The sequence below is a fragment of the Burkholderia sp. Bp8992 genome (assembly GCF_003853705.1).
In the GTDB taxonomy this organism is placed as follows: Bacteria; Pseudomonadota; Gammaproteobacteria; order Burkholderiales; family Burkholderiaceae; genus Burkholderia.
Window position 1 is genome coordinate 395,839 of record NZ_QTQI01000005.1, and the last position, 24,822, is coordinate 420,660.

The 24,822-nt window shown below is 69.3% G+C and carries 25 protein-coding genes; 14 read left to right on the forward strand and 11 right to left on the reverse strand.

Features of this window, described 5'->3' with window-relative positions; all coding sequences use genetic code 11:
• Positions 1-63: 63 nt before the first annotated feature.
• The 5 genes from DIE03_RS10980 to DIE03_RS11000 form a co-directional block, all read right to left on the reverse strand.
• Complete coding sequence (locus DIE03_RS10980) at positions 64-1,017, reverse strand: TauD/TfdA family dioxygenase (RefSeq protein ID WP_124450124.1); 954 nt, start codon at positions 1,015-1,017, stop codon at positions 64-66.
• 133 nt (positions 1,018-1,150) lie between these two features.
• The gene (locus DIE03_RS10985) at positions 1,151-1,996 is read right to left on the reverse strand and encodes an ABC transporter ATP-binding protein (RefSeq protein ID WP_124450126.1); all 846 of its coding nucleotides are present in this window, start codon (positions 1,994-1,996) and stop codon (positions 1,151-1,153) included.
• Positions 1,997-2,036: 40 nt separating this feature from the next.
• Entirely contained in the window at positions 2,037-2,858 is an 822-nt protein-coding gene (locus DIE03_RS10990; RefSeq protein WP_124450128.1) for an ABC transporter permease, read from the reverse strand.
• 31 nt (positions 2,859-2,889) lie between these two features.
• Positions 2,890-3,732 carry an ABC transporter permease gene (locus DIE03_RS10995; protein ID WP_124450130.1) on the reverse strand — a complete coding sequence of 281 codons (843 nt, stop codon included), beginning with the start codon at positions 3,730-3,732 and terminating at the stop codon, positions 2,890-2,892.
• 15 nt (positions 3,733-3,747) lie between these two features.
• Positions 3,748-4,830 carry an ABC transporter substrate-binding protein gene (locus DIE03_RS11000; RefSeq protein ID WP_124450132.1) on the reverse strand — a complete coding sequence of 361 codons (1,083 nt, stop codon included), beginning with the start codon at positions 4,828-4,830 and terminating at the stop codon, positions 3,748-3,750.
• Between the two features lie 746 nt (positions 4,831-5,576).
• On the opposite strand from DIE03_RS11000, the gene DIE03_RS11005 reads away from it, so the two are divergent.
• The 12 genes from DIE03_RS11005 to DIE03_RS11060 all read left to right on the forward strand — a co-directional run bounded on the left by DIE03_RS11005 (position 5,577) and on the right by DIE03_RS11060 (position 16,132).
• Positions 5,577-5,759 (forward strand): Flp family type IVb pilin, encoded by a 183-nt coding sequence (locus tag DIE03_RS11005; RefSeq protein ID WP_124450135.1) that lies wholly within the window; start codon positions 5,577-5,579, stop codon positions 5,757-5,759.
• 88 nt (positions 5,760-5,847) lie between these two features.
• Positions 5,848-6,369: a prepilin peptidase gene (locus tag DIE03_RS11010; protein ID WP_124450137.1), complete on the forward strand. Its 522-nt coding sequence runs from the start codon at positions 5,848-5,850 to the stop codon at positions 6,367-6,369.
• A gap of 20 nt (positions 6,370-6,389) precedes the next feature.
• Positions 6,390-7,415, forward strand: coding sequence for a Flp pilus assembly protein CpaB (gene cpaB, locus DIE03_RS11015; protein WP_124450139.1), 1,026 nt, complete (start codon positions 6,390-6,392; stop codon positions 7,413-7,415).
• 55 nt (positions 7,416-7,470) lie between these two features.
• Positions 7,471-8,853, forward strand: a complete 1,383-nt coding sequence (locus tag DIE03_RS11020) for a type II and III secretion system protein family protein (RefSeq protein ID WP_124450141.1) — start codon at positions 7,471-7,473, stop codon at positions 8,851-8,853.
• Positions 8,854-8,867: 14 nt separating this feature from the next.
• A complete protein-coding gene (locus tag DIE03_RS11025; protein WP_124450143.1) occupies positions 8,868-9,251 on the forward strand; it encodes a CpaD family pilus assembly lipoprotein in 384 nt (127 codons plus the stop codon).
• Positions 9,252-9,272: 21 nt separating this feature from the next.
• Positions 9,273-10,496, forward strand: a complete 1,224-nt coding sequence (locus DIE03_RS11030) for an AAA family ATPase (RefSeq protein ID WP_124450145.1) — start codon at positions 9,273-9,275, stop codon at positions 10,494-10,496.
• Positions 10,493-11,905, forward strand: coding sequence for a CpaF family protein (locus DIE03_RS11035; RefSeq protein WP_124450147.1), 1,413 nt, complete (start codon positions 10,493-10,495; stop codon positions 11,903-11,905). Before DIE03_RS11030 ends, DIE03_RS11035 begins: the two co-directional genes overlap by 4 nt.
• Entirely contained in the window at positions 11,902-12,879 is a 978-nt protein-coding gene (locus DIE03_RS11040; protein WP_124450149.1) for a type II secretion system F family protein, read from the forward strand. The genes DIE03_RS11035 and DIE03_RS11040 overlap by 4 nt, the downstream gene beginning before the upstream one ends.
• The gene (locus DIE03_RS11045; protein WP_124450151.1) at positions 12,876-13,820 is read left to right on the forward strand and encodes a type II secretion system F family protein; all 945 of its coding nucleotides are present in this window, start codon (positions 12,876-12,878) and stop codon (positions 13,818-13,820) included. Before DIE03_RS11040 ends, DIE03_RS11045 begins: the two co-directional genes overlap by 4 nt.
• Complete coding sequence (locus tag DIE03_RS11050; RefSeq protein WP_124450153.1) at positions 13,817-14,674, forward strand: lipopolysaccharide assembly protein LapB; 858 nt, start codon at positions 13,817-13,819, stop codon at positions 14,672-14,674. The genes DIE03_RS11045 and DIE03_RS11050 overlap by 4 nt, the downstream gene beginning before the upstream one ends.
• The gene (locus DIE03_RS11055) at positions 14,671-15,099 is read left to right on the forward strand and encodes a TadE/TadG family type IV pilus assembly protein (RefSeq protein ID WP_124450155.1); all 429 of its coding nucleotides are present in this window, start codon (positions 14,671-14,673) and stop codon (positions 15,097-15,099) included. The genes DIE03_RS11050 and DIE03_RS11055 overlap by 4 nt, the downstream gene beginning before the upstream one ends.
• On the forward strand, positions 15,092-16,132 hold the full coding sequence (locus DIE03_RS11060) for a TadG family pilus assembly protein (RefSeq protein ID WP_124450157.1): 1,041 nt from the start codon (positions 15,092-15,094) through the stop codon (positions 16,130-16,132). Before DIE03_RS11055 ends, DIE03_RS11060 begins: the two co-directional genes overlap by 8 nt.
• Here DIE03_RS11060 and DIE03_RS11065 read toward each other — a convergent pair.
• The 6 genes from DIE03_RS11065 to DIE03_RS11095 form a co-directional block, all read right to left on the reverse strand.
• A complete protein-coding gene (locus DIE03_RS11065; RefSeq protein WP_260434857.1) occupies positions 16,096-17,367 on the reverse strand; it encodes a glycosyltransferase family 87 protein in 1,272 nt (423 codons plus the stop codon). The two genes, DIE03_RS11060 and DIE03_RS11065, sit on opposite strands and share 37 nt — an antisense overlap.
• 16 nt (positions 17,368-17,383) lie before the next feature.
• Positions 17,384-18,460, reverse strand: a complete 1,077-nt coding sequence (locus DIE03_RS11070; protein ID WP_124450160.1) for a glycosyltransferase family 2 protein — start codon at positions 18,458-18,460, stop codon at positions 17,384-17,386.
• Positions 18,461-18,769: 309 nt separating this feature from the next.
• Positions 18,770-19,759: an ABC transporter substrate-binding protein gene (locus tag DIE03_RS11080; RefSeq protein WP_124450163.1), complete on the reverse strand. Its 990-nt coding sequence runs from the start codon at positions 19,757-19,759 to the stop codon at positions 18,770-18,772.
• A 145-nt stretch (positions 19,760-19,904) separates the two neighbouring features.
• Positions 19,905-21,077, reverse strand: a complete 1,173-nt coding sequence (locus DIE03_RS11085; protein WP_124450165.1) for a LysR family transcriptional regulator — start codon at positions 21,075-21,077, stop codon at positions 19,905-19,907.
• A 61-nt stretch (positions 21,078-21,138) separates the two neighbouring features.
• Positions 21,139-21,867 carry an aspartate/glutamate racemase family protein gene (locus tag DIE03_RS11090; protein ID WP_124450167.1) on the reverse strand — a complete coding sequence of 243 codons (729 nt, stop codon included), beginning with the start codon at positions 21,865-21,867 and terminating at the stop codon, positions 21,139-21,141.
• Positions 21,868-21,889: 22 nt separating this feature from the next.
• Positions 21,890-23,440, reverse strand: coding sequence for an NCS1 family nucleobase:cation symporter-1 (locus tag DIE03_RS11095; protein ID WP_124450169.1), 1,551 nt, complete (start codon positions 23,438-23,440; stop codon positions 21,890-21,892).
• 232 nt (positions 23,441-23,672) lie between these two features.
• Here DIE03_RS11095 and DIE03_RS38230 point away from each other — a divergent pair, with 232 nt between their 5' ends.
• Entirely contained in the window at positions 23,673-23,915 is a 243-nt protein-coding gene (locus DIE03_RS38230) for a hypothetical protein (protein ID WP_185658140.1), read from the forward strand.
• 207 nt (positions 23,916-24,122) lie between these two features.
• Positions 24,123-24,671, forward strand: coding sequence for a DUF3005 domain-containing protein (locus DIE03_RS11110; protein WP_124450171.1), 549 nt, complete (start codon positions 24,123-24,125; stop codon positions 24,669-24,671).
• Positions 24,672-24,822: the final 151 nt, after the last annotated feature.

The window sequence follows — 24,822 nt, forward strand, 5'->3', positions numbered from 1 at the left end:
CGGGGCTCCGGTAGGACAGGCGCGGCGGCGCGCGGGACGTGGCGCCGCCGCGAGAGACGGGCGTTACTGCAGCGTCGCACCCGGCCCTTTCAGCACGATGCTCCGGCGACCGTCGATGCCGGCCGGCACGTCGCCGTGAACGGTAGCGCGGCGCACGACGCGGCGTGCATCGCCGTAGTCGTTGATCGCGTAGTGCTGCGTCGCACGGTTGTCCCAGATCGCGACGTCGCCTTCCTGCCAGCTCCAGCGCACGGTGTTCTCGAGACGCGTCACGTGCTCGTGGAAGACCTGCAGCAGGTGCGCGGAATCCTGCGACGACAGCCCCTTGAGCCGCTGCACGAAGTGGCCGAGCACGAGCGTGCGCTCGCCGGTTTCCGGATGCACGCGCACGACCGGATGCTCGGTTTCATAGACGGTCGACGTGAACACTTCGCGGTAGCGTTTCAGTTGCGTGTCGTCGGCATGCACATGGGTCGACGCGTAGTCGTAGGCGTTGGTGTGCAGCGCCCACAGCGTGTCGGCGAGCGCGCGCAGCGGGTCGGGGAGATGCGCGTACGCGGCGGCCGTATTGGCCCACACGGTATCGCCGCCGAACGGCGGAATCACGACCGCGCGCAGGATCGAGATCTTCGGGTATGCATCGACGAACGTCACGTCGGTGTGCCACGAATTGGCGCGCGCGCCGTGCGCGGAATCGAGTTCGAGCAGATGGGCGCTGCCGTCGACGGACGGCACGGTCGGGTGTGCGACGGTATCGCCGAAGCGGCGTGCGAACGCTTCCTGCGCGGTGTCGTCGAGATGATGCTGGCCGCGGAAGAACAGCACCTTGTGGCGCAGCAGCGCCGCGTGGACCGCGTCGAACGTCGCGTCGTCGAGTGTGGCCGACAGCCGGACGCCGGCGATTTCGGCGCCGATCCGGCCGGCGACCTGGCGAAGCTGAAGCGGAACGGCGGCCGTGCGCGGCGCGGCGTGCGAAGCATGCGAAGACGGTTGTGCGGCGTGCTGGACTTCGGACATCGTGAGTCTCCTGGAGTCGGGTCGGTCGAGTCTCCATTCAAGCAGGGACTGCGCGGAACCGGAACCGATGAATCGTCACAACCTTAGCGTTCCCGCTGTGATGAACGATATGTGATACGAAGCAATCGCGCCGCTACCATGCGAGCCGCCATTCGCCGATCCGGTGCGGGCGCGGCGTGTCGGGACGCTTGCCGCCCGTGCCGTCGTTGCGCGGCGGTTCGCTCTCGTCGAAATCGGCGAGCACCGTATCGCGCAAGCGCGCGAATTCCGGCGAATCGCGCCGGCGCGGCCGCGGCAGCGCGACGTCGACGATGCGTTCGATACGGCCCGGGCGCGGCGCCATCGTGACGACGCGGTCGCCGAGATAGACGGCCTCGTCGACGTCGTGCGTGACGAGCATCATCGTGATGCGCTCCTGTTCCCAGATGCGCAGCAGTTCGTTCTGCATCCGCGCACGCGTCTGCGCGTCGAGTGCACCGAACGGCTCGTCGAGCAGCAGCACGCGCGGGCGGTTCACGAGGCCGCGCGCGATCGCGACGCGCTGGGCCATCCCGCCCGACAACTGGTTCGGAAAGGCGTGCTCGAAGCCGTTCAGCCCGACGAGCGCGACGTGATCCGCGACCGCACGCCGTTTTTCGGCCGCGTCGAGCGGCGCGTTGCGCAGTGCGGCGGAGATGTTCTGTTCGACGGTCAGCCACGGGAACAGCCGGTGATCCTGGAACACGATCCCGCGCTGCAGCGACGTGTCGCGCACGCGTTCGTCGCCGGCGCGGATCTCGCCTTCGTAGTCGGTGTCGAGCCCGGCCACCAGCCGCAGCAGGGTCGATTTGCCGCAGCCGCTCGCGCCGACGATCGTGACGAATTCGCCGGCACGCACGTGCAGCGACACGTCGTCGAGCACGGCGAGCGTCGCGCCGCGTTGTGCGTAGTGCTTGCTCACATGGAGGATGTCGAGCGAATCGGAGGCGAGCGTCGTCATGGCAGGGTGATGAAGGTTGTGGCGGACAAGGGGCGCAACATCAGCGCGGCAGGTCGCCGCGGCGGGCCAGCACCTTGCGCTCGATCGCCCGTGCGATCGCGTTCAGTGCCCAGCCGGTCACGCCGACGACGATGATCCCGAACAGCACGAGATCCATCCGGAACTGCTCGCTGCCGTCGATCAGCGTGTTGCCGATGCCGCTGCCCGCGACCAGCAGGTATTCGGCACCGAGCGTCGCGAGCCACGAATAGATCAGGCCGAGATACAGCCCAGTGAAGATCGACGGCAGCGCGGCCGGCAGGATCACGTGGCGAATGAGCTGGAGCCGCGAGTAGCGCAGCGCGCGGGCGACGTCGACATACGTACGCGGCACCGCGTGAATGCCGTCGCACGTGTGCGCGGCGACGGGCAGCAGCGCGGCGAGCGACAGGAACACGACCTTGGCGGCGTCGCCCAGGCCGAACCAGACGGAAATCAGCGGAATCCACGCGAACAGCGAGATCTGCTTGAACGTGTCGAAACTCGGGCCGACCATGCGCGCGGCGACGCGCGACAGGCCCAGCGCGGCGCCGAGCAGCAGCCCGCCCGTCGCGCCGATTGCGAAGCCGCACGCTTCGCGCGCGAGCGATGCGGACAAGGCGCGGCCGAGCGCGCCGCTCGTGGCCTGTGCCCATGCGGTGCGCAGCACGTCGGACGGGCCGACGAGCAGCCCGCTTTTCACGAGATGGGCGGAAGCGATCGCCCACCAGAGTGCGAACGCCGCGAGCGGCAGCACGAAGCCACGCCAGTCGGGCGCGTGCAGGCGGCGCTCGGGTGTCGCAGCGTCTTCCGGCGGGAGTGCGGGGTGGGCGGAATCCGGCATGGGTGACGCTCCTTCGGTTGGGCAGGCCGGATCAGCCGCGGAACGCGGACGGCACGCCGCGGCGCAGGCGCGCCTCGAGCGCGTCGAGCAGCCGGTTGATCAGCAGGCCGACCGCGCCGACCACGACCACGGACGCCATCACGAGATCGAGCTGGAACAGTTGCCGCCCGTACACGATCAGGTAGCCGAGCCCTTCGGACGATGCGACGAGTTCGACCACGACGAGCGCGAGCCACGATTTCGTGAACGCGAGCCGCACGCCGGTCGCGAGCGTCGGGATCGCGGCCGGCAGCACGACATGGACGATGCGTTGCCGGCGCGTGTAGCCGAACACGCGTGCGACTTCGTCGAGTGCGGGCGGTGTCTGGCGGAATCCCTGCAACGTGCTCAGCGTGACGGGGACGAGCGCCGCATGCGCGATCAGCAGGTATTTCAGCGGTTCGCCGACGCCCACGAGCAGCAGCAGGAACGGCAGCCAGCCGAGCACCGGAATCTGCACGAGCGCGTTGAAGCTCGGCAGCACGTAGGCCTCCAGCGTGCGCGACAGGCCGAGTGCGACGCCGATTGACACGCCGAGCAGCGTGCCGGCCGCAAAGCCGACCAGGACGCGTTGCAGGCTGATCAGCGTGTGGCGCGCGAGATCGCCGCTCGTCGCGAGGTCCGCGAGCGATTCATACACGCGTTCGGGCGGCGGGAGGATCTGCGGCGCGATCCAGCCGCGCGCGCTGCCGACGGTCCACAGCGCGAACAGCAGCGCCGGGAGCAGCCAGGGTGCGAGCTGCCATGCGAGCCGTTTCACGACCGCCGCGCGACGCGGCGGCGCGGCGAGCGCATGATGCTCGGGCGACGGAATCGAAAACGCGGTGTCGCTCATCGGCGCAGGTCCGGGTCAGGAAAGCGGTTTGCCGGCCGCGTCGTAACGCGGCCAGTAGTTCTCGAGCTTCAGCGTGCGCAGCGCGTTGTCGAGATACTTCGGCTCGAACCAGCCGTCGACGTCGACCGGCTGCCGGATCAGCTTCAGGTTCAGCGCATCCTGCGCGACGGCCTTGTAGCGCGCGACGACGAACGGATCGATCAGCGGGGACAGCCGGTCCTTCAGGCGCTGGTTCGCGAAGTCGGCCTGCCACGACGAGTACGGCACGCCGCTCTTCGTCCACAGCTTGAACAGCGCGTCGCGGTTCGCCTCGTCGGACGACCATTGCGCGCCTTTCACGTACGCGGTGACGACGCGCTGCACGATGTCCGGGTGCGCGCGCTCGAAATCGTCGAGCACGAGCAGGTGGGTCTGCCGCGTCAACTGCGGGCCGTCGTTCTGCGATTCGTAGATGATCTTCGCCAGGCCGGCGTCGCGCAGCTTGTAGAGCGCGTAATCGCCCACCGACGCGTCGATGCCTTTCGACGCGAGCGCGGCGAGCGAACTGGCAGCGTCGAGGTTGATCACGTGCAGGTCACGCTCGCTGAGGCCGTTCCTCGCGAGCGCGTTGTCGGCGACGAGTTGCAGGTTGGTGCCGCGGAAGATCGACACGCGGCGCTCCTTCAGGTCCTTGATCGAACGGATCGTCGAGTCGGGCGGCACCGCGATCTTGATGCCCGAACGCACGCTCGCGGCGAGCAGCAGGCGCGTCTTGATCCCGTTCGAGCGGGCGAGCACGGCCGGCAGGTCGCCCTGGTACGCGAAGTCGAGCGCCTTGTTGGCGATCGCCTCGTTGACGGCCGGGCCCGCGCCCTTGAAGAACAGCCACTGCACCTTGATGCCGTCGGCCGCGAATTCCTTTTCGACCAGTTGCTGCAGTTGCACGGTGGCGGCGCTCGAGCCGCCGAAGGTCGGCGGATCGCCGGTGCCTTGCTGGGCGACGCCGATGCGGATGACCGCGGGCTTGTCGGCGTGCGCGGCGGCGGCCGGCAACGCAAGAATGGACGCGATCAGCAGCGATCGCAGCAGGCGCAGTGGAGACGGGAATCGGTCGATCATGGAGCGTCGGATGGCGAGGAGTGGAAGTCGTGCCGGAGGGTGCCGGAGCCATTCTGGAGGACGCATTCGGCGCGGGACAAGCAACGATTTGAACTATGCTTATCGCCGCGTTTCGGGTTGGCAAATCACGTGTGTCACCGATTGGAAATGGCGACACACGCGCGTGCGGATCCCGCATGCCGATCGGGCGTGCAATATTTTCCGGACCATGCCGGCCGGCGCAAAAATAAATGCCGACCGACGCGCACGCATGTTCGTTTCAAATCCGGACAGGAAAATTCGCGGCATATCGGAAAACTGAATAAAAAACCGTCGAAACGCACGGCGGAGGAAACGGTGCATGCCGGTATTGACATTCTTACTGTGCGGGCGCAGCCCTTTTGCATCGCGCTTGAAAAGCGGTAGATGACGTGCGCGTATTTCATCGTTGAAGGGCTTCGCCCATAAATGCAATCCGACGCTAAATAATTTGAATTCGCCCAAAAAATTGTATATACCCTAGACGAATTGGCGTGATCCGCATCGTGTCAATGCGGCTACGCAACAGACGCGCGGAAGCAGCGGCAGATGCCATCGCTGTCCACCGCGCATTGCAGTGATCGAATGGATTCAGGGGGAATGCGTACGGCCCGATGCCGGGGCTGACGCATGAGTCATGAATGGGCGAACGTCGTGCGCGCCACCGAAGCAACGCCGCGTCTTTACATTCAACGGTCGATCACCGACCCCGTCACTCGGAGGTTGTCATGCTGCAATACGTCAAGACCTTGCTGCGCGATGAACGCGGCGTCAGTTCGCTCGAATACGCGGTTCTCGCCGGCATCGTCGTCGTCGCGCTGGCGGCGGTCGGGGTGATTCTCAGCAGCACGTCCGGCGGCTTGCCGGCCGTGTTCACGTCGCTGATCAACAAGGTCACGGCGTTGATCTGATCTCCTGAACCCGCGCGCCGCCGACGAACACACGGATCCGCAGCGGTACGACGTATCCAGCCGGGGCGCGCCGACGGACGGCTCTCCGATGCTCTATCTCGTACAGTCGGCGGCGACGCTCGTGCTGGTGTTGCTCGCGATGCAGGATGTGCGCGCGCGACGCCTGTCCAATCGTGCCGTGCTGGCGTTCGCGATGCTGTATTTCGTCGCGGCGGCACTCGCGCGCGAAGGGCTCGCGCAACTCGCCGGCCACGCGGCGACCGCCGCGGCGATGCTGCTGTTGTTCGCCGGCCTGCGTCACGCGGGCTGGCTCGGCGGCGGCGACGTGAAGCTGGCGGCGGCGGTGTTCCTGTGGGCCGGCCCGGCGCTCGCGTTCCCGGTGCTGACGATCGTCGGTGCGAGCGGCACCGCGTGCGGCCTCGCCGCGCTCGCGGCCGGTGCATGGCGGCGTCGCACCGCACCCGCACCCGCACCCGCACCCGCACCCGCACCCGCACCCGCACCCGCGCGTACGATCGCGACGCGCGGCGTGCCGTACGGCGTCGCGCTCGCGCTCGGCGGCACGCTGGCCGTCTGGGCGCCGTTTCCTCACGCGGTTTCGCTTACCTAGCCCGGGGGACGCACGCCGCCATGCCCAAGCCCCTGAGAATGGCCGTCCTGGTCGTCGCTGCCGCGATCGGTGCGTTCATCCTGCGCCAGCTGTTCGTCGCCGCGTCGACGCCGTCGGCGCCCGCCGAAGCGGCCGAGGTCCGCGTGCGCGTCGCGGCGGCGGATCTGCCCGAAGGGCTGCTGCTGCGCGACAACGATCTCGGGTGGAAGCGCATGCCGCGCACGCAGGTGCCGGCCGGCGCGTTCATCGAGTCGCAACCGGGCGCGAGCCCGAAAGGCGCGCTGCTGCGCAGCCGGGTCGACGCCGGTGCGCCGATCCGCGCGGAGAACGTGATCCCGGCCGGCGCACCGGATTTTCTCGCGGCCGCGCTGCAGCCCGGCATGCGGGCGATCTCGGTGCCGGTCGACGACGTGTCCGGCAACGCGGGGCTGATCCAGCCCGGCGACTTCGTCGACGTGGTGCTCACGCAGGAGATCGGCGGGTCGGCGACGACGCCCGGCACGTTCGAAGCGGAGACGGTCGTGCGGCGCGCGCGCGTGCTCGCGGTCGGCTCGGAATTCCAGCGTGCGAAGACGCCTGCGAGTGCGCCGGACGTGCCGGCGCGCGGCGCGCGCACGGTCACCCTCGAGGTCGCGCCGCGCACCGCACAGGTCGTGCTGGTCGCGACGCGCCTTGGCTCGCTGTCGCTGGTGCTGCGCAGCTTCGCGACGAGCGATCGCCGCCAGGCGGCGGGCGGCGACGAAGAGGACGCCGATACGCAGCCGGTGTGGGCCGGCGACGTGTCGCGCGCGGCCCGTGGCGCGCAGCGGGCGCCGTCCGCGAGAACGGACGCCGGCGCGCGGCCGGCAGCGCAGGGCAATACGGTCGTGATCTATCGCGGCTCGTCGGTCGACGACGGGTCGCGCGGCAGCGGTACCGGCACGGCGGGCGTGCCGCCGCTGCCATCGGGTTGGCCGGGCTCGCCGGTCGTGCCGGCCGCACCCGCAGGCGGCTACGCCGCCGCGGACGCGACGGCACAGGCGCCACGGACGGCGGTGCCGCAGTGACGCGGTGACGATTCGGGGCCGACCGCACGGCGGCCGGCATTTGACGGGAACACGCATGGTGCGCATCGTTCATTGGATCGCTTTCTGGTGTCTGGCCTGCCTCGTCGCGCCGGGCGTCGCGCTCGCGCAGCGCGCGCAGGCGGCGGACGGCGGCGCGGCGTTGTCGATCGCGACCGGCAAGGGCGAGATGCTGACGCTGTCCGAGCCGGCCACCGCGATGTTCGTCGCGGATCCGGGCATCGCGGACATCCAGGTGCCGTCGCCGCGCACCGTGTTCGTGTTCGGCAAGAAGGCCGGCACCACCACGTTGATCGCGCTCGGCGCGAACCATCGGCCGATCCTGCGCCGGACGGTGATCGTGCAGGTCGACACCGCATCGCTGCAGACGGTGCTCGACAGCCGCTTTCCGCAATTGAAGCTGTCGGTGTCCGGCGCGCCGGGCTCGCTGATGGTGTCGGGCAAGGTGCCGAGCGCGGCCGACGCGGACGCCGTGATGCAGTCGCTCGCGCCTTATGTGAACGACAAGGAAAAGATCGTCAACCGGCTCACGCTGTCGCGTCCGATCCAGGTGAACCTGCGCGTGCGCGTGACGGAAGTGAGCCGCAACATCACGCAGCAGCTCGGCATCAACTGGAGTTCGCTCGGCGCGGCAGGCAACTTCGTCGGCGGCTTGTTCAACGGGCGCACGCTGATCGATCCGACGAACAAGCTGTTCAACCTGTCGCCGACCGGCGCGTATTCGGTGCTGGGCGGCTTCCATACGGGGCGCTGGTCGATCGACGTCGTGCTCGACGCGCTCGATCAGGAAGGGCTGATCACGATGCTCGCGGAGCCGAATCTCACCGCGATGTCCGGCCAGACCGCGAGCTTCCTCGCGGGCGGCGAGATCCCGATTCCGGTCGCGCAGGCCGGCACCACGACCGGCGCGATCACGGTCGAGTTCAAGCCGTTCGGCGTGTCGCTCGACTTCACGCCGACCGTGCTCGCCGACAACCGGATCAGCCTGAAGGTGCGCCCGGAGGTGAGCGAGGTCGATTCGAGCAACAGCGTGACGACGGGCGGCGTCACGGTGCCGGGACTCTCCGTGCGGCGCGTCGAGACGACGGTCGAGCTGTCGAGCGGGCAGAGCTTCGCGATCGGCGGGCTGCTGCAGAGCCAGACGGCCAATACCGTGTCGCAGATCCCGGGGCTCGGCCGGCTGCCGATCATCGGCCGGCTGTTTTCATCGAAGAACTTCCAGGACAACAAGACCGAGGTCGTCGTGATCGTGACGCCGTACATCGTGCAGCCGACCGGGCCCGGCCAGCTCGAGCAGGCGCTCGACACCGTCGCGCGGCCGAGCAGCGATCTCGAGTTCGCGATCCAGCGCAATCTCGGGATCGACCTGCTGTCAGGCGACACGCCGCGTCTCGTCGGCGCCGCGGGCTTCGTGTACTGACCGGAGGAGCGCGTATGCGAGTTCGATCCCTGTTCACCGCACCGTTGCCGCTGGCGCTTGCGGCCTGCCTGTCGGCGCCGCCGCCGCTGAACATGCCTGATGCACGCGCGATCGGCTTCGACGGCATCCGTGCGGTGCCGCCCGATTGCGCGAAGCTGATGCAGCCGTCGCATCTCGTCGACGCAGGGTTCGGGCGGCCCGGCGTGCCGTTCGGCTGCGCGACGTACACGAATCTCGCGGCGATGCTCGCGCGGCCGGAGGACCTCGTCGCGCCGGTGCCGTACGGCGGTGCCGATGCGCAAGTCGCGGCCGACGCGGTGCGCCGCTACGTAGAGGATCGCGTGAAGCAGCCCGCGCCGGGCAAGACGCTGACGACGACCGGCTCGCCCGGCCATTGACCCACTCCCGATGCGATCGCGATGCCGCCCATGAACGTCCTCGACCGCCAGAACGCCAAGCACGCCGCCACTGCCGGAGCGGCGGATCTCGTCGCGGTCGTGTCCGATGCCGGCAGCGAGGATGTGATCCGCCGCGTCGCGCAGGATCTGTCGATCACGCGCGCTCATGTGCAGCCGGGCCGCTGCGACGATGCGATCCGGCTGCTTCAGCAGCACGAGCGCTCGCCGCGCCAGCTGATCGTCGACGTGTCGGATTCGGTGCTGCCGGTGTCGGACCTGATGCGGCTCGCGGAGGTGTGCGATCCGTCGGTGCGGGTCATCGCGATCGGCACGCAGAACGACGTCGGGCTGTTCCGCAACCTGCTGGGCATCGGCGTGCAGGACTACATCGTGAAGCCGCTGACCGTCGAGTTGATCCGGCGTGCGCTCACGGCGACGGAATCGGTCGTGCAGGGGCGCACCGGCAAGGTCGTCAGCTTCGTCGGCGCGCGCGGCGGCGTCGGCACGACCACGATCGCGGTGAGTCTGGCGCGCTGCCTGGCGGGCGAGAAGCGCCGCCGCGTGGCGTATATCGACCTCAATCTGCACGGCGGCGGCGCGAATTCGATGTTCGGGCTGTCGAGCAACAACGGGCTGATCGAATTGCTGAACATGGAACAGCGTCCCGACGACGCGTTGTTCGAACGCATGTTCGTCACCAAGGGCGACCGCCTGCACGTGCTTTCGGCCGAACTCGCGTACGGCGAAGACGTGCCGCTGCGCGACGATGCGATCGCGTTGCTCGTCGACATGCTGAAAGACCGCTTCCATTACGTGCTGTTCGACGTGGGCCACCGCGCCGGCAAGCTTTTCGAGGACGCGCTGGCGGCGTCCGACCTCGTCTATGTCGTCGCCGATCGCTCGGTGCACGCCGCGTACGAGGCCGCTCGTCTTGCGCGCTTCGTCAGGGAGCTGCCCGGCGAGCGGCTGCTGTCGATGATGCTGAACAACCCGCTCGAGCCGGTCAAGGGGCGCGTCGCGCAGACCGACTTCGAGGACGCATTCGGCGGCGTGAGGCTGCGCGAGCTGCCGCACGAGCCGCAGACGCTCGCGGTCGCCGAGAACCTCGGCGAACCGATCGAAGGCACGAAGCGCCGAGGCTTTCTGGACGAGATCCGGCTGCTCGCGAACGGCATCACCGGCGAATCGATGGCGGTCGCCGAGCCGTGGTACGCGCGCTTCGTCAAATGGAGGAAAGGATCGTGACGTTCGGTACCCGCAAACAGGACACGCCGGACCGCGAGACGGACGGGTCACCTGTTGCGCCGCGCGACGGCGCACCCGCGCCGAGCCCGACCGCGAGCCAGGCGAGCGCTCCGGCGCGCATGCCCGCGCTGGCCGATACCCACGAGGCACTCATCCGCTCCGGCAAGTTCGACGCGATTCGCACCGCGGTGTTCTCGTCGATGAACATGTCGGCGGCGCTGATGAAGACGCGCGACGAAGTGCGCGCGGGCATCGAACAGGTGGCCGCGCACACGGTCGAGCGCGAGCGCCTGAAGATCACGGCGGGCGAGCAGGTGCTGATCGTCGACGCGATCCTGAACGACATGTTCGGCGTCGGGCCGATCGAGCCGCTGCTCGCCGACGACACCGTCTCCGACATCCTCGTGAACGGCCCCGACCAGGTGTACGTCGAGCGCGCGGGCCGGCTCGAACTCACGCCGCTGAAGTTTCGCGACAACGCGCACGTGACGAGCGTCGCGCAGCGGATCGCGGCGGCGGTCGGGCGCCGCGTCGACGAGAGCAGCCCGATGGTCGACGCGCGTCTTGCCGACGGCAGCCGCGTGAACGTGGTCCTGCCGCCGATCGCGATGCGCGGCGCGTCGATCTCGATCCGCAAGTTCGCGAAGCGCGACATTACGCTCGCGCGGATGGCGCACCAGGGCAATATTTCGCACGGGATGCTGCAGGTGCTGAAGATCGCGTGCGCGTGCCGGCTCAACATCGTGATCTCGGGCGGGACCGGTTCGGGCAAGACGACGCTGCTCAACGCGCTGTCGCAACACATCGAGGAGCACGAACGGATCGTGACGATCGAGGATGCGGCCGAGCTGCAACTGCTTCAGCCGCATGTCGTCAGCCTCGAGACGAGGCCGGAGAATACGGAAGGGCTCGGCGGGATCTCGCAGCGCGACCTCGTGCGCAACGCGCTGCGGATGCGGCCCGACCGCATCATCCTCGGCGAAATCCGCGGGTCGGAGGCGTTCGACGTGCTGCAGGCGATGAATACGGGCCATGACGGCTCGATGACGACGATCCATGCGAACTCGCCGCGCGACGCGATCAGCCGGCTCGAAAGCATGGTCATGATGGCGAACGCGAACCTGCAGCTGCTGTCGATCCGACGCCAGATCGCAAGCGCCGTGCACCTGTTCGTGCAGGTCGAGCGGATGCGCGACGGCGTGCGTCGCGTGACCCGGATCACCGAGATCGCCGGGATGGAGGGCGAGGTGGTGATCACACAGGACCTGTTCGCGTTCCGCCAGGAAGGCGACACGTCGCGGGACGTGGTGAAGGGCGTGTTCGAGGCGTCGTCGCTGCGGCCCGCGTTCGCGCCGCGCGCCGCGTACTACGGCGTCGAGGACGCGCTCTCCGAGGTATTCCGGTCATGAGGGCCGCGGACCTGTTCGCGCTCGGCGCGTTCGTCGTGATCCTTGCAGCCGGTCTCGCGCTGTCGGCGTGGCTCGATCGTGCGCGCCACTCGCCGGAGCAGCGCATTCGTGCGCGGATGCGGCACCTTGCGCCATCGCTGGCGGGCCGGGAAGGCGGTGCAAGCGCCGTACCCGGCGTCGCGCTGTTCAACCTGCCGCGGCGGCAAAGCCGTGCGCGCGCACGGCTGCAGCATTATGTGACGCGCGTGCGTGCGGTGGGCGGCGAACGCGGGATGCGGATCGTCGTCGCCGGCACGATCGCCGGCGCGATTGCCGCGATCGTGGTGGTGCAGCTCGTCGCGGTGCCGCGCATGCTCCATCCGCTGATCTACGTCGGGCTGCCGCTGGTGGCGATGCGCGCCAGCTACCGCGCGCTGGTCGAACGGTTCAGGCTGCGCTTTCTCGAAGCATTCCCGGACGCGATCGACCTGATCGTGCGGGCGGTGCGCGCGGGCATTCCGGTCACGCAGGCGATCAGCACGGTGGGCGACAGCGCGGCCGAGCCGGTGCGCTCGACCTTCCGCACGATGGGCGACAGCCTGCGCGTCGGCGCGGACCTGAAGGACGTGCTGACGCTCGCGGCAGACCGGCTGATGATCGCGGACTTCTCGTTCTTCACCGTCTACCTGCTGCTGCAGCGCGAGACGGGCGGCAGCCTCGGCGAGACGCTCGACGAGTTGTCGAGCATCATCCGCACGCGCCGCGACATTCGCCTGAAGACGCGCGCGTTGACCGCCGAGGGGCGAATCACGACGAAGATCATTTCGGCGGTGCCGTTCGTGATGATCGGCGCGCTGTTCCTCGTGAACCGCGCCTACGTGATGCTGCTGTTCGACACGCATCCCGGACGCGTGATGCTGACGATCGCCGCGGTGCTGCTGACGATCGGGCTGCTGTCGATTCGCAAGATCTCGAAACTGGATACCGCGCGATGACGATGTCGATGCTGGCCGCCCGCGGCCTCGAACTGTTGCTGCTGGCCGCGTGCGTCGCGGTGGCGCTCGCGACGCCGGGCGGCGGCACGCGCCGGCGGATCGCCGTGCGCGTCCAGCAGGCCGCCGGACAGCGGCCGCCGTCGCTGGGCGCGGGGCGCCTGCAGCCGGCCGAGGTGCGTCAGGATCTGACGCGACGGCTCGCGCAGCTCGGCGAGCGGCTGCCGGTGCTCGACCCGATGCAGCGCGCGAAGCTCGCGCTGCAGCTGACGCGCGCGGGTTTTCGCGAGCGGCGTACGGTGTCGTCGATGATCGGCATCAAGCTGAGCTGCGGCGTGGCGTTTGCGGTCGTCGCGATCGTCTTCAGCCCGTACATTCCGCGTTTCGGCGAATATTTCGTGATCCGGGCGCTGGCCATGGTGGCCGCGTTCGTGGTCGGCGTGATCGTGCCCGAATACGTGCTCGGCGCGATGATCCGGCGGCGCCGGCGCATCATCGCCGCGTGCTTCCCGGACGCGCTCGACTTGCTCGTGATCTGCACGATGGCCGGCAACAGCCTCGTATCGGGCGTGCGGCGCGTCGCACGCGAACTCGAGCGCATCTGCCCGCCGCTCGCCGACGAGCTGAAGGTATGTGCGGACGAGCTGACGCTGAGCGGCAACGTGTCGGAAGCGCTCACGCATTTCGCACTCCGTGTCGATTTTGCGTCGGCGCGCTCGCTCGCCACGACGCTCACGCAATCGCAGCGGTTCGGCACACCGATCACGCAGGCGCTGCGAACGCTGTCGCGCAGCGAGCGCACCGAGCAGATCGTCGCGCTCGAGGAACAGGCCGCGAAGCTCGCGCCGAAGATCACGCTGCCGATGATGCTGTTCATCCTGCCGACGGTCGGCCTGATCGCGGCGGGCCCGGCGGCCATTCGCCTGCTCGAGGTGTTCAAATGAAGCGCTCCGTCATCCGTGCGTTCGCCGTCGCGGCCGTGCTGCCGCTGCTCGCCGGCGGCTGCGCGCCGGGGATCCAGACGAGGCCGGCGCTGTCGCACAAGAGCGACGACCCGCAGGCCGAATTGCGCATTGCCGACAGCGCGCTGGCCGGCGGGAACGTCGAACTCGCGTCGACGCTGTACGGGAAGGTGCTCGCGCGGCATCCCGACTCGCTCGCGGCGCAACTCGGGCTCGCCGACGTCAACTACCGCGCCGGCGATCTGGAGCGTGCACGCATGCTCTACGAGCAGGCACGGCAGCAGGCGAGCGCCGAACTCGGGCCGCAGGTGGGGCTCGCGCGTGTCGCGCTGCGTCAGCGGCGACTCGACGAAGCCGCCGGCCGCTATCGCGACTTGCTGTCCGCACAGCCGAACCTTCCGCTCGCGGCGGAAGGGCTCGGCACGGTGCTCGATCTGCAGGGCCGCCACGAGGACGCACAGGCCGTGTACCGCGAAGCGCTGCGCGCGCATCCGGATGCGCAGGGGCTGCGCATCGACCTCGGGCTGTCGCTCGTGCTGAGCAACCGGCCGCGCGAGGGCGTGAACGTGCTGCTCGACGTGGCCGGGCTGCCCGATGCGCCGTGGCAGGCGCGCCAGAACCTCGCGTTCGCGTATGGCGTGCTCGGCAACACCGATTCGGCGAAGAAGCTGCTGTCCGCGGATCTGCCCGCGTCGGCGGTGGCCGACAATCTGCGCGTGTACCAGGCGGTGCGCGCGCAGCTCGCGGCGCGCCCGCTCGCCGACGCGTCGCGACCGTTGAAGGGGGCCGCCCTCGAGCCGCGCATCGTGGCGCCGGCCGCGGGGGCCGCAAAATGACACGCGGGGCGACGGGCGCCCGCCGTGCGCGCGGCGTCGTATCCCTCGAATTCGTATTGATGCTGCCGTTCCTGCTGATGGTGCTGATCGGCGTCATCGACACGAGCCTGCTTCTGTGCGACAAGGCCGTGATCACGAACGCGAGCCGCGAAGCCGCGCGTGCGGGCGTCGTGCTGCGCGTGCCGATGCTGACCACGACCCAGATCGCCAACGTCGCGTCGAGCTACACGCAGAACAGCCTGATCACGGGCGGCACCGCAACCGCGCCGACCGTGACCGTGACGCAGGCGAACGGCACGACGGCGGGCACCGCGCTGACGGTCACGGTGACCTACACGTATACCGGGATGGTGCTAGGGTCGGCATTCAGCGCGCTGACCGGCCCGGTGACGATCACGGCCAGCTCGGTGATGCTCTATGAGTGACGCAGCCGGCAAGCCTTCCCATGGCACGGCGCGCGAGCGCGGCTCCGTCGCGCTGTTCTTCCTGATGTTCCTGATTCCGCTGCTGTCGTTCGGCGCGCTGGCGATCGACATTGCGTGGATCGCCACGGTGCGCAACCAGCTGCAGAACGCCGCGGACGCGGCCGCGCTTGCCGGGGCCGATGCGATGATGTCGCCGACCGGCGGCGCGCTGAACTGGTCGCAGGCGGCGCCGGCGGCGAACGGCGTGATCGCGCGGAATTCGGCGGCGGGCGCGCCGCTGGCGACCGGCACGGTGACGACCGGCTACTGGAACGTGACGCGCACGCCCGCGTCGATGCAGCCGACCACGATCACGCCCGGCCCCTACGACGTGCCGGCAGTGCAGGTGACCGTATCGCGCGCGCCGGGCATCAACGGCGGCTCGATTCCGCTGTTGCTGGGCGGGCTGCTCGGCATCCCCGGTGCATCCGGCGGCGCGACCGCGATCGCGGTGCTCGCCGCGCCGGGCGGCGTCGCGGCGGGTGCGCTCTTTCCGGTCGCGATCGACCAGTGCGTGTACAACCAGTACTGGAATGCGCTGACCAACCAGCCGCTGATCAATCCGCTCACCAACCTGCCGTACGAATTCTCGATCACGAACGGCCAGACCTACGGCGCGCTGTGCATGGGCGGCCAGTGGACGTCGTTCCTGTCGACCGCGACCGACACGACGACGATGGGCAACCTGATGGTGACCGGCAACCCGACGACGCTCAACATCGGCGACAGCATCTATCTCGCGACCGGCGTGAAGGCGACGCTCTATACGTCGGTGCCGGTCGGCACGACGGTCGTGCTGCCGGTCGTCACGCAGACGTCGAGCAGCACCTACGTGCCGATCGTCGCGTTCGCGGCGTTCCACATCGACGTGTCGCTGGGCGGCACGTACAAGTACATCCAGGGGCACTTCGTCGCCGGCGTCAAGATGACCGGCGTCGCGACGGGCGTCGGGCCGTACTACGGCCTGTATGTGCCGCCGCGGCTCGCGTTGTGAGCGTGGCGGGCATCGTGCCGCGCGCGGCGCAGCAGCACCAGCAGCGCGAAGAGCGTCACGGCCGGCCCGAGCTGCGGCAACTGCAGCCACGGGTTCAGGTATTCGGCAATCGGCAGCGCCCACAGCAGCGCGATCGCAGCCTGTTCGCCGCGCAGCCAGCCGTCGCGCCAGCCGATCGCGAGCATGCAGGCGATCGCGATCGCGAGCCACGCGAGTTCGTAGTGCCACACGTACGGGTTGGCGACCAGCGTCGCGACCGCCAGCACGGCCGCGCGCACGCGCGGATCGCGCGACTGCGTCCACACGATGCAGGCGGCGGCGATCGCGATCGCGGCGATGCACGCATGCGCGGCATACGCGGCGCCGAGCGGCACGCCCGCGAGGCGGAACGTTGCGAACGGGGTAGGCGACACGAGCCAGAACACGACGCCGTGCTCGAGGACGATCGAGCGGACGAGGCCGGCGCTGGCGACGAACAGGCGCAGCGAATCGATGCCGCAGACGAGCACGCTCAGCGCGACGAACGCGCCGGTCGCGAGCGCGGCCCACATGATCGTGCGCCATGCGCGCGCGGCGACCAGCACGAACGGGAACAGCAGCGCCAACTGCGGCTTGACCGACAGCAGCGCGATGCAGAGGCCCGCCCACAGCGGCCGCCGATCGGCCCAATAGACGGCCAGCGCCGCGCACGATGCGGTCAGGAACGTGTTCTGCCCGAGCGTCGCGGTGACGAATACGCACGGCGCGGCGGCCAGCGCAAGTGTGCCGGTGCGCCATGTGCCGGGAGCCGTGCAGAGGCCGGATACGCGCGACACGGCGAGGCCGAGCATGAACACGCCGAACGCGACGAACAGCGGATAGCCGAGCGCGAACGGCAGCAGCGCCAGCGGCGTCACGAGCAGCAGGTAGGTGGGCGGGTACAGCCACGGGGCGAACACGTCGCGACGAAGGTGCGGGAACAGTTCGGGCAACAGCCGAGAGAAGGCGGAGAAATCGTACGCTTGCGCCGGCGAGCCGTGCAGCGTGACGTACGAGGCCGACCAGAACACCGAGAAATCGGCGCCGGGGCGCGCCGGAACGCTGCCGGATGCGTGACGAACGACCATCGTCCAGATCGCGATGAACAGCACGTACAACACCAGCATCAGCGTGCTGTACAGAACGAGGCGTCGTGGCGTGAGCCACGCGACGACCGGGCGCTCCGCCGGGCGCATCGATTCGCGGGGAATGTCCAATTGCGGCGGCCCGGTTCTACTTGAGCGACGCTTTGCGGACGGCGACGCCGGCGGCCGACGCCATCGGCGTCCGGCGGCGGACCGTGTGCGCGCGCTTCAGCGGGAACTGCAGCAGCTTCGAGGCGGGCTGAGCGGCGCCATCGCGCTCGGCACGGTAGCGCCGCCTCACGAGATAGACGGGCCGCTGCTTGGACTCGTGATAGATCCGGCCGAGATACTCGCCGATCACGCCGATGCCGATCAGCTGGACGCCGCCGACGAACAGCACGACGGAAATCAGCGACGGGTAGCCGTGCACCGGATTGCCATACAGCAACGTCCGCACCACGATGAAGGCGCCGTACGCGAGCGACAGCATCGCGAACGTGAGGCCGACGTAGGTCCACATGCGCAGCGGCACGGTGCTGAAGCTCGTGATGCCCTCGAGCGCGAAGTTCCAGCGCCGCCATCCGGAGAACTTCGAGCGGCCGCCGCTGCGCGGCGCACGCGTGTATTCGACGATCGCGGTGCGAAAGCCGACCCACGCGAACAGCCCCTTCATGAACCGTCGCCGCTCGGGCAGCGCGCGCAGCGCATCGACGACCTCGCGATCCATCAGGCGGAAATCGCCGACGTTTTCCGGCATCTCCACTTCGGACAGCGCATTGTGCACGCGATAGTAAAGCGCGGCCGCCGCGCGCTGCAGGTACGGGTCGCACATCCGGTCGGTGCGTTTCGCGGCGACGACCTCGGCGCCGCCGCGCCAGTGTTCGATCATCGCGGGGATCAGCGCGGGCGGGTCCTGCAGGTCCGCGTCGATCAGGATCACCGCGGCGCCGGCGGCCTCGTCGAGGCCCGCGGTGAGCGCCGCTTCCTTGCCGAAGCGGCGCGTGAGATCCACGACCTGTACGCGCGGGTCGCCGGCGGAGACCGCGAGCAGCCGGTCGAGCGTGCGGTCGCGGCTGCCGTCGTTGACACAGACGATCTCGAAGCGCACCCCGGCGACCGACTCGAGAACCGGCAGCGTTTCGGCAAAGAACGCGTCGATCGTTTCTTCTTCATCGTGAAACGGCACGACGAGCGATATCAGCGGCTTCCTGGCGTACGTGGGCATCCTGCGGTCTCCCGAGAGATCGGCCTGCGCTGCACCGTATGGTTCCGGTTGTCGTTTGCCGAACGGGCCCGGCGCGAATTCGCTTCCGGCCTGCTTGTCCACCGCGGACCGGACGACAGGTATTGCGTTCATTGTAGGCAGGAATCGCCGATTCGTAGCATGTATCGACGGTTTTCATGGCGGACGGGCGCGCCGGGGAAGATACCGGCCCGCGGTTGTCGGCGATCCGTGCGCCGGTCGCGTCGACGTTCGGCGACGACGTGCCGGATCTCGACATGTCGAAGCCGGGCCGGGCGCCGGCGGAGCCGGTTACGCGGCCGACAGGTTGCGCACCGCGATCGACGCGACGTCGACGCGCTTCGGCAGAATCGCATCCGCGGCTGCACGGTCGGCGACGCGTTGCAGGACGTCGATGTCGGCGCCGCTGAGGCTGCGCTGCGCGAGCGCGGCCCGGTGCGCGATATCGGCTGCCGCGTCGGGCGGCAGGCGCGTGAGCGACGCATAGACGTTCGCATAGTCGGCCGGGTGCGCCAGCGCCCATTGGCCCGCGCGGGCGAGCCGCGCGAGCACGTCCGCGAGCGCTGCGCGTTTCGCGCCGTCGTTCAGCGTCTCGATCGGCGACGTGAGGAACGCGAGCCCCGAATTGATGCCGCTGCCGTCGCGGACGATCCGCGCGCCGCGTCGCACCGCGTGCCCGTAGTACGGGTCGAAGGTCGCCCAGACGGGAATCCGCTTTGCCTCGAACGCGGCGAACGCGTCGACCGGCAGCACGAAGCGCACGTCGACGTCGCGCGGCGCAAGGCCGTGTTCGCGCAATGCGCCATACAGCTGGTATTGCGAGATGCTGCCGCGAGCCGACGACACGACGACGGTTTGCCCTTTCAGGTCGGCGACGGTCCGTACCGGCGAATCGGGCTGCACGACGATCCCGAGCGACGCCGGCGAGCCGACGCGCGTCGCGACGATTCGCAGCGACGGATCGCCGAGCGCGGCCGTCAGCACGGGCAGGTCGCCGGCCGGTGCGAGATCGATCGCGCCCGCACGCTGGGCCTCGAACAGCGGCGCGGCGCCCTGGAAATTGGCCCAGCGGAACCGGTAGGGCGCACCGTCGAGCACGTGCGCGGCTTCGGCCAGCGCGCGCAGGCCGCCGGCCTGGTCGCCGAGCACGAGCGTGACGCCCGACAGATCAGCGCCGGCCGCATGGGCGGAGAATGCGGTGCCGCCGGCGAGCGGCGCGGCGGCGAGGGCGGCAAGGCGCTGCAGCACGCGGCGGCGCGCGGCGGTGGAAGAAGGCTTCATTGGCGGCATGTCCTGGGTGACCCGCGCCCGTGCGGCGCGGCTGCCGGGCAGGTTACGGAATCGGTTTCCGGCCGACAAACATCGAATCGTGCAATGCATATTCGCGCGGCAAGGGCCGGACGGGCCGGCGCCGGCATGGCGCCGGTCAATGCGGCTTCGTCGCGATACGGTGGATGCGTGCCGCGTGCGCGACGCGAGCAGGGTGCGATGCGCGGCAATGCGTTGCCTGCCTGCGGCGCGTGCGTCGGGTGGATTCAGGCGTATCGGCGACGGCCGGCGCAGTCGTCGGCGCGTCCGCATCCATGCCGGCAGCGACCGCGGCGACCGCCGGCAGCATCGCCTCGGCATCGAGCCACGCTCGCGTCGCTTCCGCGATCACCCCGCGCAGCCAGCGCACGCCCTCTGCGCACGCGCCCGATTCGTTCCACGTCATCCGGTACACGATGTCCGGCGGTTCGGCCGGCAGCGCGATCGCGGCGAGCGGCAGCAGCTTCGCATAGTGCCGCGCGAGCCGGTACGTGGTGGTGAGGATCATGTCGGTGCGCACGAGCGCGTGCGCGGCGAGTTCGAAGTGCGGCAGCGTGACGACGATGTGCCGCTTCAGGCCCACGCGTTCGAGCTGCCGGTCGATCGCGCCGGACGCCTCGAGCCACGACGGCGTCGGGCACAGCTGCGGCGCCGCCACGAAATCGGCGGCCGTCATCGCGCTGCGCCGCGCGAGCGGATGCGTCGCGCGCATCAGGCACACGACGCGGTCGTCGAACAGGTCGTCCTGCCGGAAGCGCGACTGGCGCGCGGGACGGTTGTCGATCACGATGTCGAGTTCGCCGTCCGCCAGCGCGCGCTCGTCGTCGAAGCCGTCGCCGAGCGGATGGAAGACGAGCTGCGCGTTCGGCGCGCGCTCGCGAAACAGCGCGACGAGCGTCGGCACGAACAGCACGTTCAGGTAGTCGGGGCAGCCGATCCGGTAGGTGCGCACCGACGTGCGCGCATCGAACGTCGGCTGCTGGATGCGGATGAAGTCGATCACGCGCAGTGCGTTGCGCAGCGGCTCGATCAGCCGCGCGCCGAATTCGGTCGGCACCATCCCGTAGCGGCTGCGCACCAGCAGCGGATCGCCGAGCAGCGTGCGCAGCCGCTTGAGCGCGGCGCTCGTCGCCGGCTGCGACATGTTCAGGCGCACGGCCGCACGCGACACGGTGCGCTCGGTCAGCAGCACGAGCAGGACGCGCATCAGCCGCGCATCGAGCACGTCGAGCGCGCCCGCGGCGTCGGCCGCGTGGCGCGGCAGGGTAGTCGGGTCTAGCGGGTCCCGCATGCCGATCCGCCTCCCCGCGACACCGTGACCGCGCGCGACGCGACGGCCGGCCGGCGGCGCGTCATTTTGCGAAGCTGCCCGGCCAGCCGACGATCCGCTTCGGGCGCGGCGGCGCGTATGTGCGGACCTTCGACGTCTTCAGCTTCAGGCGCACCAGCGACTCGGCGAGCGCGACCGCGGCCGACACGCCGTCGACGACCGGCACGCCCGTGCATTCCTCGATCTGCCGGTCGAGGCCGGCCATCCCGCCGCAGCCGAGGCAGATCACTTCCGCGTGATCGTCCTTCACCGCGCGCTGCGCCTGGCCGACGATCGACTCGATCGCGCGGGCCGGGTTTTCCTCGAGTTCGAGCACCGCGAGGCCGCTGGCGCGTACCGACGCGCAGCGCGCGTCGAGCCCGGCGAGCTTGAGCCGATCCTCGATCAGCGGCACCGTGCGGTCGAGCGTCGTGACGACCGAGTAGCGGTGGCCGAGCAGCATCGCGACGCTCGCGGCCGCTTCGGTGATGTCGACGACGGGCACCGTCAGCAGCTCCTGCAGCCCTTCGCGGCCGTGTTCGCCGTAGCCGGCCTGGATCACCGCGTCGTACGGTTCGTCGTAGCTCAACACGCGATCCATCACGGCGATCGCCGCGAGGTAGCTCTCGAAGTTGCCTTCGACCGACTCCGCGCCGAAGCGCGGCGTCAGCCCGACGATCTCCGTGCCGGGCGACGCGGCGGCCTGCGCCTGCGCGGCGATCGCGTCGGTGATCGACTCGGTCGTGTTGACGTTGACTACCAGGATCCTCATTGCGACTCCGTATGCGTGTGTGTCAGTGTTGCGCGCAGGCGACCGCGATGGATTCGCCCGAGCGCGCTTCGTATTGCCGTTTGCGATCGGCCAGCAGCCAGTACACGCTGCCCGCGATGGCCGCGCCGAGCAGCCAGGAGAACGGCGTCATCGCGCTGAAGGCCGGCACGACGGCGAGCGTGATCGAGATCAGCGCGGACGGCACGAGCGCCGCGAGTGCCTTGCGGTTCACGCCGCGCGTGTAGAAGTACGCGCCGGTCGGCGCTTCGGTATAGAGGTCGGGCACGTTTACGCGCTGCTTGCGCACGAGCCAGTAGTCGACCGTGATGATCCCGTACAGCGGGCCGAGCAGCGCGCCGAGTCCGGACAGGAAGTAGACGATCACGATCGGGCTGTTGTACAGGTTCCACGGCAGGATCAGCACGGCGATCGTCGCGCTGATCAGGCCCGCGCGGCGGAACGACAGGCGATGCGGCGCGAGGCTCGTCAGCACGAACGCCGGTGCGACGAAGTTCGCCATGATGTTCACGGCGACCGTCACGATCAGGAATGCGAGACAACCGAGCACGAGGAACAGCTTGTTCGGCACCGTCGCGATGATTTCCGTCGGGCTGTGGATGATGTGGCCGTTCAGCTTGAACTGCGCGCCGGCGAGCACGAAGCTGATCGTCGCGAACACGAGGATGTTGACCGGCAGGCCCCAGAAGTTGCCGACGCGCACCGTCTTCGCGCTTGGCGACGAACGGGCGAAATCGCAGAAGTTGAGCACCAGCGTGCCGTAGATCGCGAGCCACAGCGAGCCGCCCGCGAAGATTTCCGTCCACATCTTCAGGCCCGTCATCGGCTTGCCGATCGACATCGCGAGATGGCCGCCCGTACGGCTGATCATCCACGCGGCGAGCGACAGTGTCGTGACGAGAATCACCGGGCCCGCGAGCCCCTCGTACTTGCGGACCATTTCCATCCCGAACGTGAGGATGCCGATCTGCACGAGCCAGATCGCGACGAACGTGAGCCAGCCGAGCGTCGACAGCCCGAAGATCGCATTCTGGTCGAACGCGGCGAGGCCCGGCCAGATCGCCGTGAGCAGCACGCGCAGCACGACGGACGCGAGATAGGTCTGGATGCCGAACCAGGCGATCGCGATCACCGCGCGGATCATCGCGGGCAGCAGCGCGCCGTAGATGCCGAAGCTCATCCGGCTGATCACCGGGAACGGCACGCCGGTCTTCTGGCCCATGTAGCCGGTGAGGTTCATGAAGCAGTACACGAGCACCGCGCCGATCGCGAGCGATGCGAGCATCTGCCAGCCCGACAGGCCGAGCGCGAACAGCCCGATCGCGAACGAGTAGTTCGCGATGTTGTGCACGTCGTTGGTCCACAGCGCAAAGATGCTGTAGCGGCCCCAGGTCCGGCCCTCGGCCTTGGTCGGCGCGAGGTCGGGATTGTGCAGCCGCGGGCTCAGCGCGGGGTCGCGCGTGGCCGAACCGGGTCGATGCGATGCGTCGTCCGCGCCGGGCACGAGGCCCGGGCGGTGGGTGGCTTCCAGTTGCACGCCGTTGTCTCCTTCCATGTGCGGGGCGCGAAGCCGGCCGCGTAGGGACGCAGCGCCGGCTCGGCCGCCGTGGACGTTATGTCTCGGATTTGTTCGCGAGTATGGGTGGCGGCCACGACGATGGGAAATTAAATATTCGGCTGGGCGTCATTTGAAAAATGAATGGAAGCCGTCCGCCGGCAACGGCCGGGTGCGGCACGCAAATTGCGGGTCAGCGGGCTCCATCCACATCGACATCAGCGGAGGTGTCATGCAGCGATATTCATTTCGTCACGTATCGCGAGCCGTCTTCGCCGGCCTCCTGATTGCGGGCCTGGCGGCGGGCGCAGGCTGCCAGAAGAAGAGCGACTCCAGTTCAGACTCGGGTGCGACGAGCGGCATGTCGGCCGCGCCGTCCACCGCGCCGTCGGGCACGCCGAGCAGCGGGGCGGCCGGCGGCGGCGCGAGCCTGCCGGGTGCGGCCTCCGCGCCGGGCGGCGCAAGCGGCGGCTGACGGGCGCTTGACCGGACGGGCGGCGTGCCTGCTGCGTGCGGGTGTGCCGTCCGCTTTTGTCGTGTGCGGTGCCGGGCAGGCACGCGCGCCGGGTGGCGCGTGTGCGCGCGGCCGCGCGCATGAAAGATTTGCAGGACCGTTGTAGCGATTTCCGGACCGGCGGCGACGGCGTGACGCCGGCGTACGCCGGCCGGGCAAGGAGGTGCGATGCAGAACGCGGAATCGAACCCTACCCCGGAAAAGCAGCGCGAACAGATCGAGAAGAGCCCGGTGAAGACACCGGCGGCCGGCGACATGCCGGATGCCGCGACCCAGGCGGCGCAGGTGGCGCGGCGTCCGATGACGCCGGAGGCCATCGCCGGGAAAATGCCGACCGGCCTGCCGCCGATCGACGTCGCCGCGCATGCGGTCGACAGCGGCGATCCCGTGCGCCGGGCCGCCGGCCGGATCGTCACGCTCGACAACGCGAACATGGCGATGACCGACAACACGGTCGATGTCGACGGCAAGGGCATGGAGGCGCGCACCGGCGCGTCGGAACTGCAGGACAACGTGATCTATTCGAACGCCTCGCTCGACGAAGCGGTCGACACGCCCGATGAAGGGCTCGGCGGGATCGAGAGCCGTCCGTCCGGCAACCTGCCGCAGATCGCGACGCGGTCGGGCTGGCGCGTGCGCCATGTCGGCGATGTCGATGTCGAACACGGCAACGGTACGCGCGCCGAGCACGTGATCTGTCTCGAGCCGGTCGACTGATGCGGTAATCGGGGTCGGGGGGGGGGGGGGGGGGGCCGCCCCCCCCCCCCCCCCCCCGGGGGGGGGGGGGGGGGGGGGGGGGGGGGGGGGGGGGGGGGGAGGGGGGGGGGCGGGGGGGGCTGGGGGAGGTAGAGAGAAAAAAATAAAAAAA

Coding starts and splice junctions, on each gene's coding strand:
- DIE03_RS10980 (WP_124450124.1), bottom strand. CDS start 1,017: ATGTCCGAAGTCCAGCACGCCGCACAACCGTCTTCGCATGCTTCGCAC.
- DIE03_RS10985 (WP_124450126.1), bottom strand. CDS start 1,996: ATGACGACGCTCGCCTCCGATTCGCTCGACATCCTCCATGTGAGCAAG.
- DIE03_RS10990 (WP_124450128.1), bottom strand. CDS start 2,858: ATGCCGGATTCCGCCCACCCCGCACTCCCGCCGGAAGACGCTGCGACA.
- DIE03_RS10995 (WP_124450130.1), bottom strand. CDS start 3,732: ATGAGCGACACCGCGTTTTCGATTCCGTCGCCCGAGCATCATGCGCTC.
- DIE03_RS11000 (WP_124450132.1), bottom strand. CDS start 4,830: ATGATCGACCGATTCCCGTCTCCACTGCGCCTGCTGCGATCGCTGCTG.
- DIE03_RS11005 (WP_124450135.1), top strand. CDS start 5,577: ATGCTGCAATACGTCAAGACCTTGCTGCGCGATGAACGCGGCGTCAGT.
- DIE03_RS11010 (WP_124450137.1), top strand. CDS start 5,848: ATGCTCTATCTCGTACAGTCGGCGGCGACGCTCGTGCTGGTGTTGCTC.
- cpaB (WP_124450139.1), top strand. CDS start 6,390: ATGCCCAAGCCCCTGAGAATGGCCGTCCTGGTCGTCGCTGCCGCGATC.
- DIE03_RS11020 (WP_124450141.1), top strand. CDS start 7,471: ATGGTGCGCATCGTTCATTGGATCGCTTTCTGGTGTCTGGCCTGCCTC.
- DIE03_RS11025 (WP_124450143.1), top strand. CDS start 8,868: ATGCGAGTTCGATCCCTGTTCACCGCACCGTTGCCGCTGGCGCTTGCG.
- DIE03_RS11030 (WP_124450145.1), top strand. CDS start 9,273: ATGCCGCCCATGAACGTCCTCGACCGCCAGAACGCCAAGCACGCCGCC.
- DIE03_RS11040 (WP_124450149.1), top strand. CDS start 11,902: ATGAGGGCCGCGGACCTGTTCGCGCTCGGCGCGTTCGTCGTGATCCTT.
- DIE03_RS11045 (WP_124450151.1), top strand. CDS start 12,876: ATGACGATGTCGATGCTGGCCGCCCGCGGCCTCGAACTGTTGCTGCTG.
- DIE03_RS11050 (WP_124450153.1), top strand. CDS start 13,817: ATGAAGCGCTCCGTCATCCGTGCGTTCGCCGTCGCGGCCGTGCTGCCG.
- DIE03_RS11055 (WP_124450155.1), top strand. CDS start 14,671: ATGACACGCGGGGCGACGGGCGCCCGCCGTGCGCGCGGCGTCGTATCC.
- DIE03_RS11060 (WP_124450157.1), top strand. CDS start 15,092: ATGAGTGACGCAGCCGGCAAGCCTTCCCATGGCACGGCGCGCGAGCGC.
- DIE03_RS11070 (WP_124450160.1), bottom strand. CDS start 18,460: ATGCCCACGTACGCCAGGAAGCCGCTGATATCGCTCGTCGTGCCGTTT.
- DIE03_RS11080 (WP_124450163.1), bottom strand. CDS start 19,759: ATGAAGCCTTCTTCCACCGCCGCGCGCCGCCGCGTGCTGCAGCGCCTT.
- DIE03_RS11085 (WP_124450165.1), bottom strand. CDS start 21,077: ATGCGGGACCCGCTAGACCCGACTACCCTGCCGCGCCACGCGGCCGAC.
- DIE03_RS11090 (WP_124450167.1), bottom strand. CDS start 21,867: ATGAGGATCCTGGTAGTCAACGTCAACACGACCGAGTCGATCACCGAC.
- DIE03_RS11095 (WP_124450169.1), bottom strand. CDS start 23,440: ATGGAAGGAGACAACGGCGTGCAACTGGAAGCCACCCACCGCCCGGGC.
- DIE03_RS38230 (WP_185658140.1), top strand. CDS start 23,673: ATGCAGCGATATTCATTTCGTCACGTATCGCGAGCCGTCTTCGCCGGC.
- DIE03_RS11110 (WP_124450171.1), top strand. CDS start 24,123: ATGCAGAACGCGGAATCGAACCCTACCCCGGAAAAGCAGCGCGAACAG.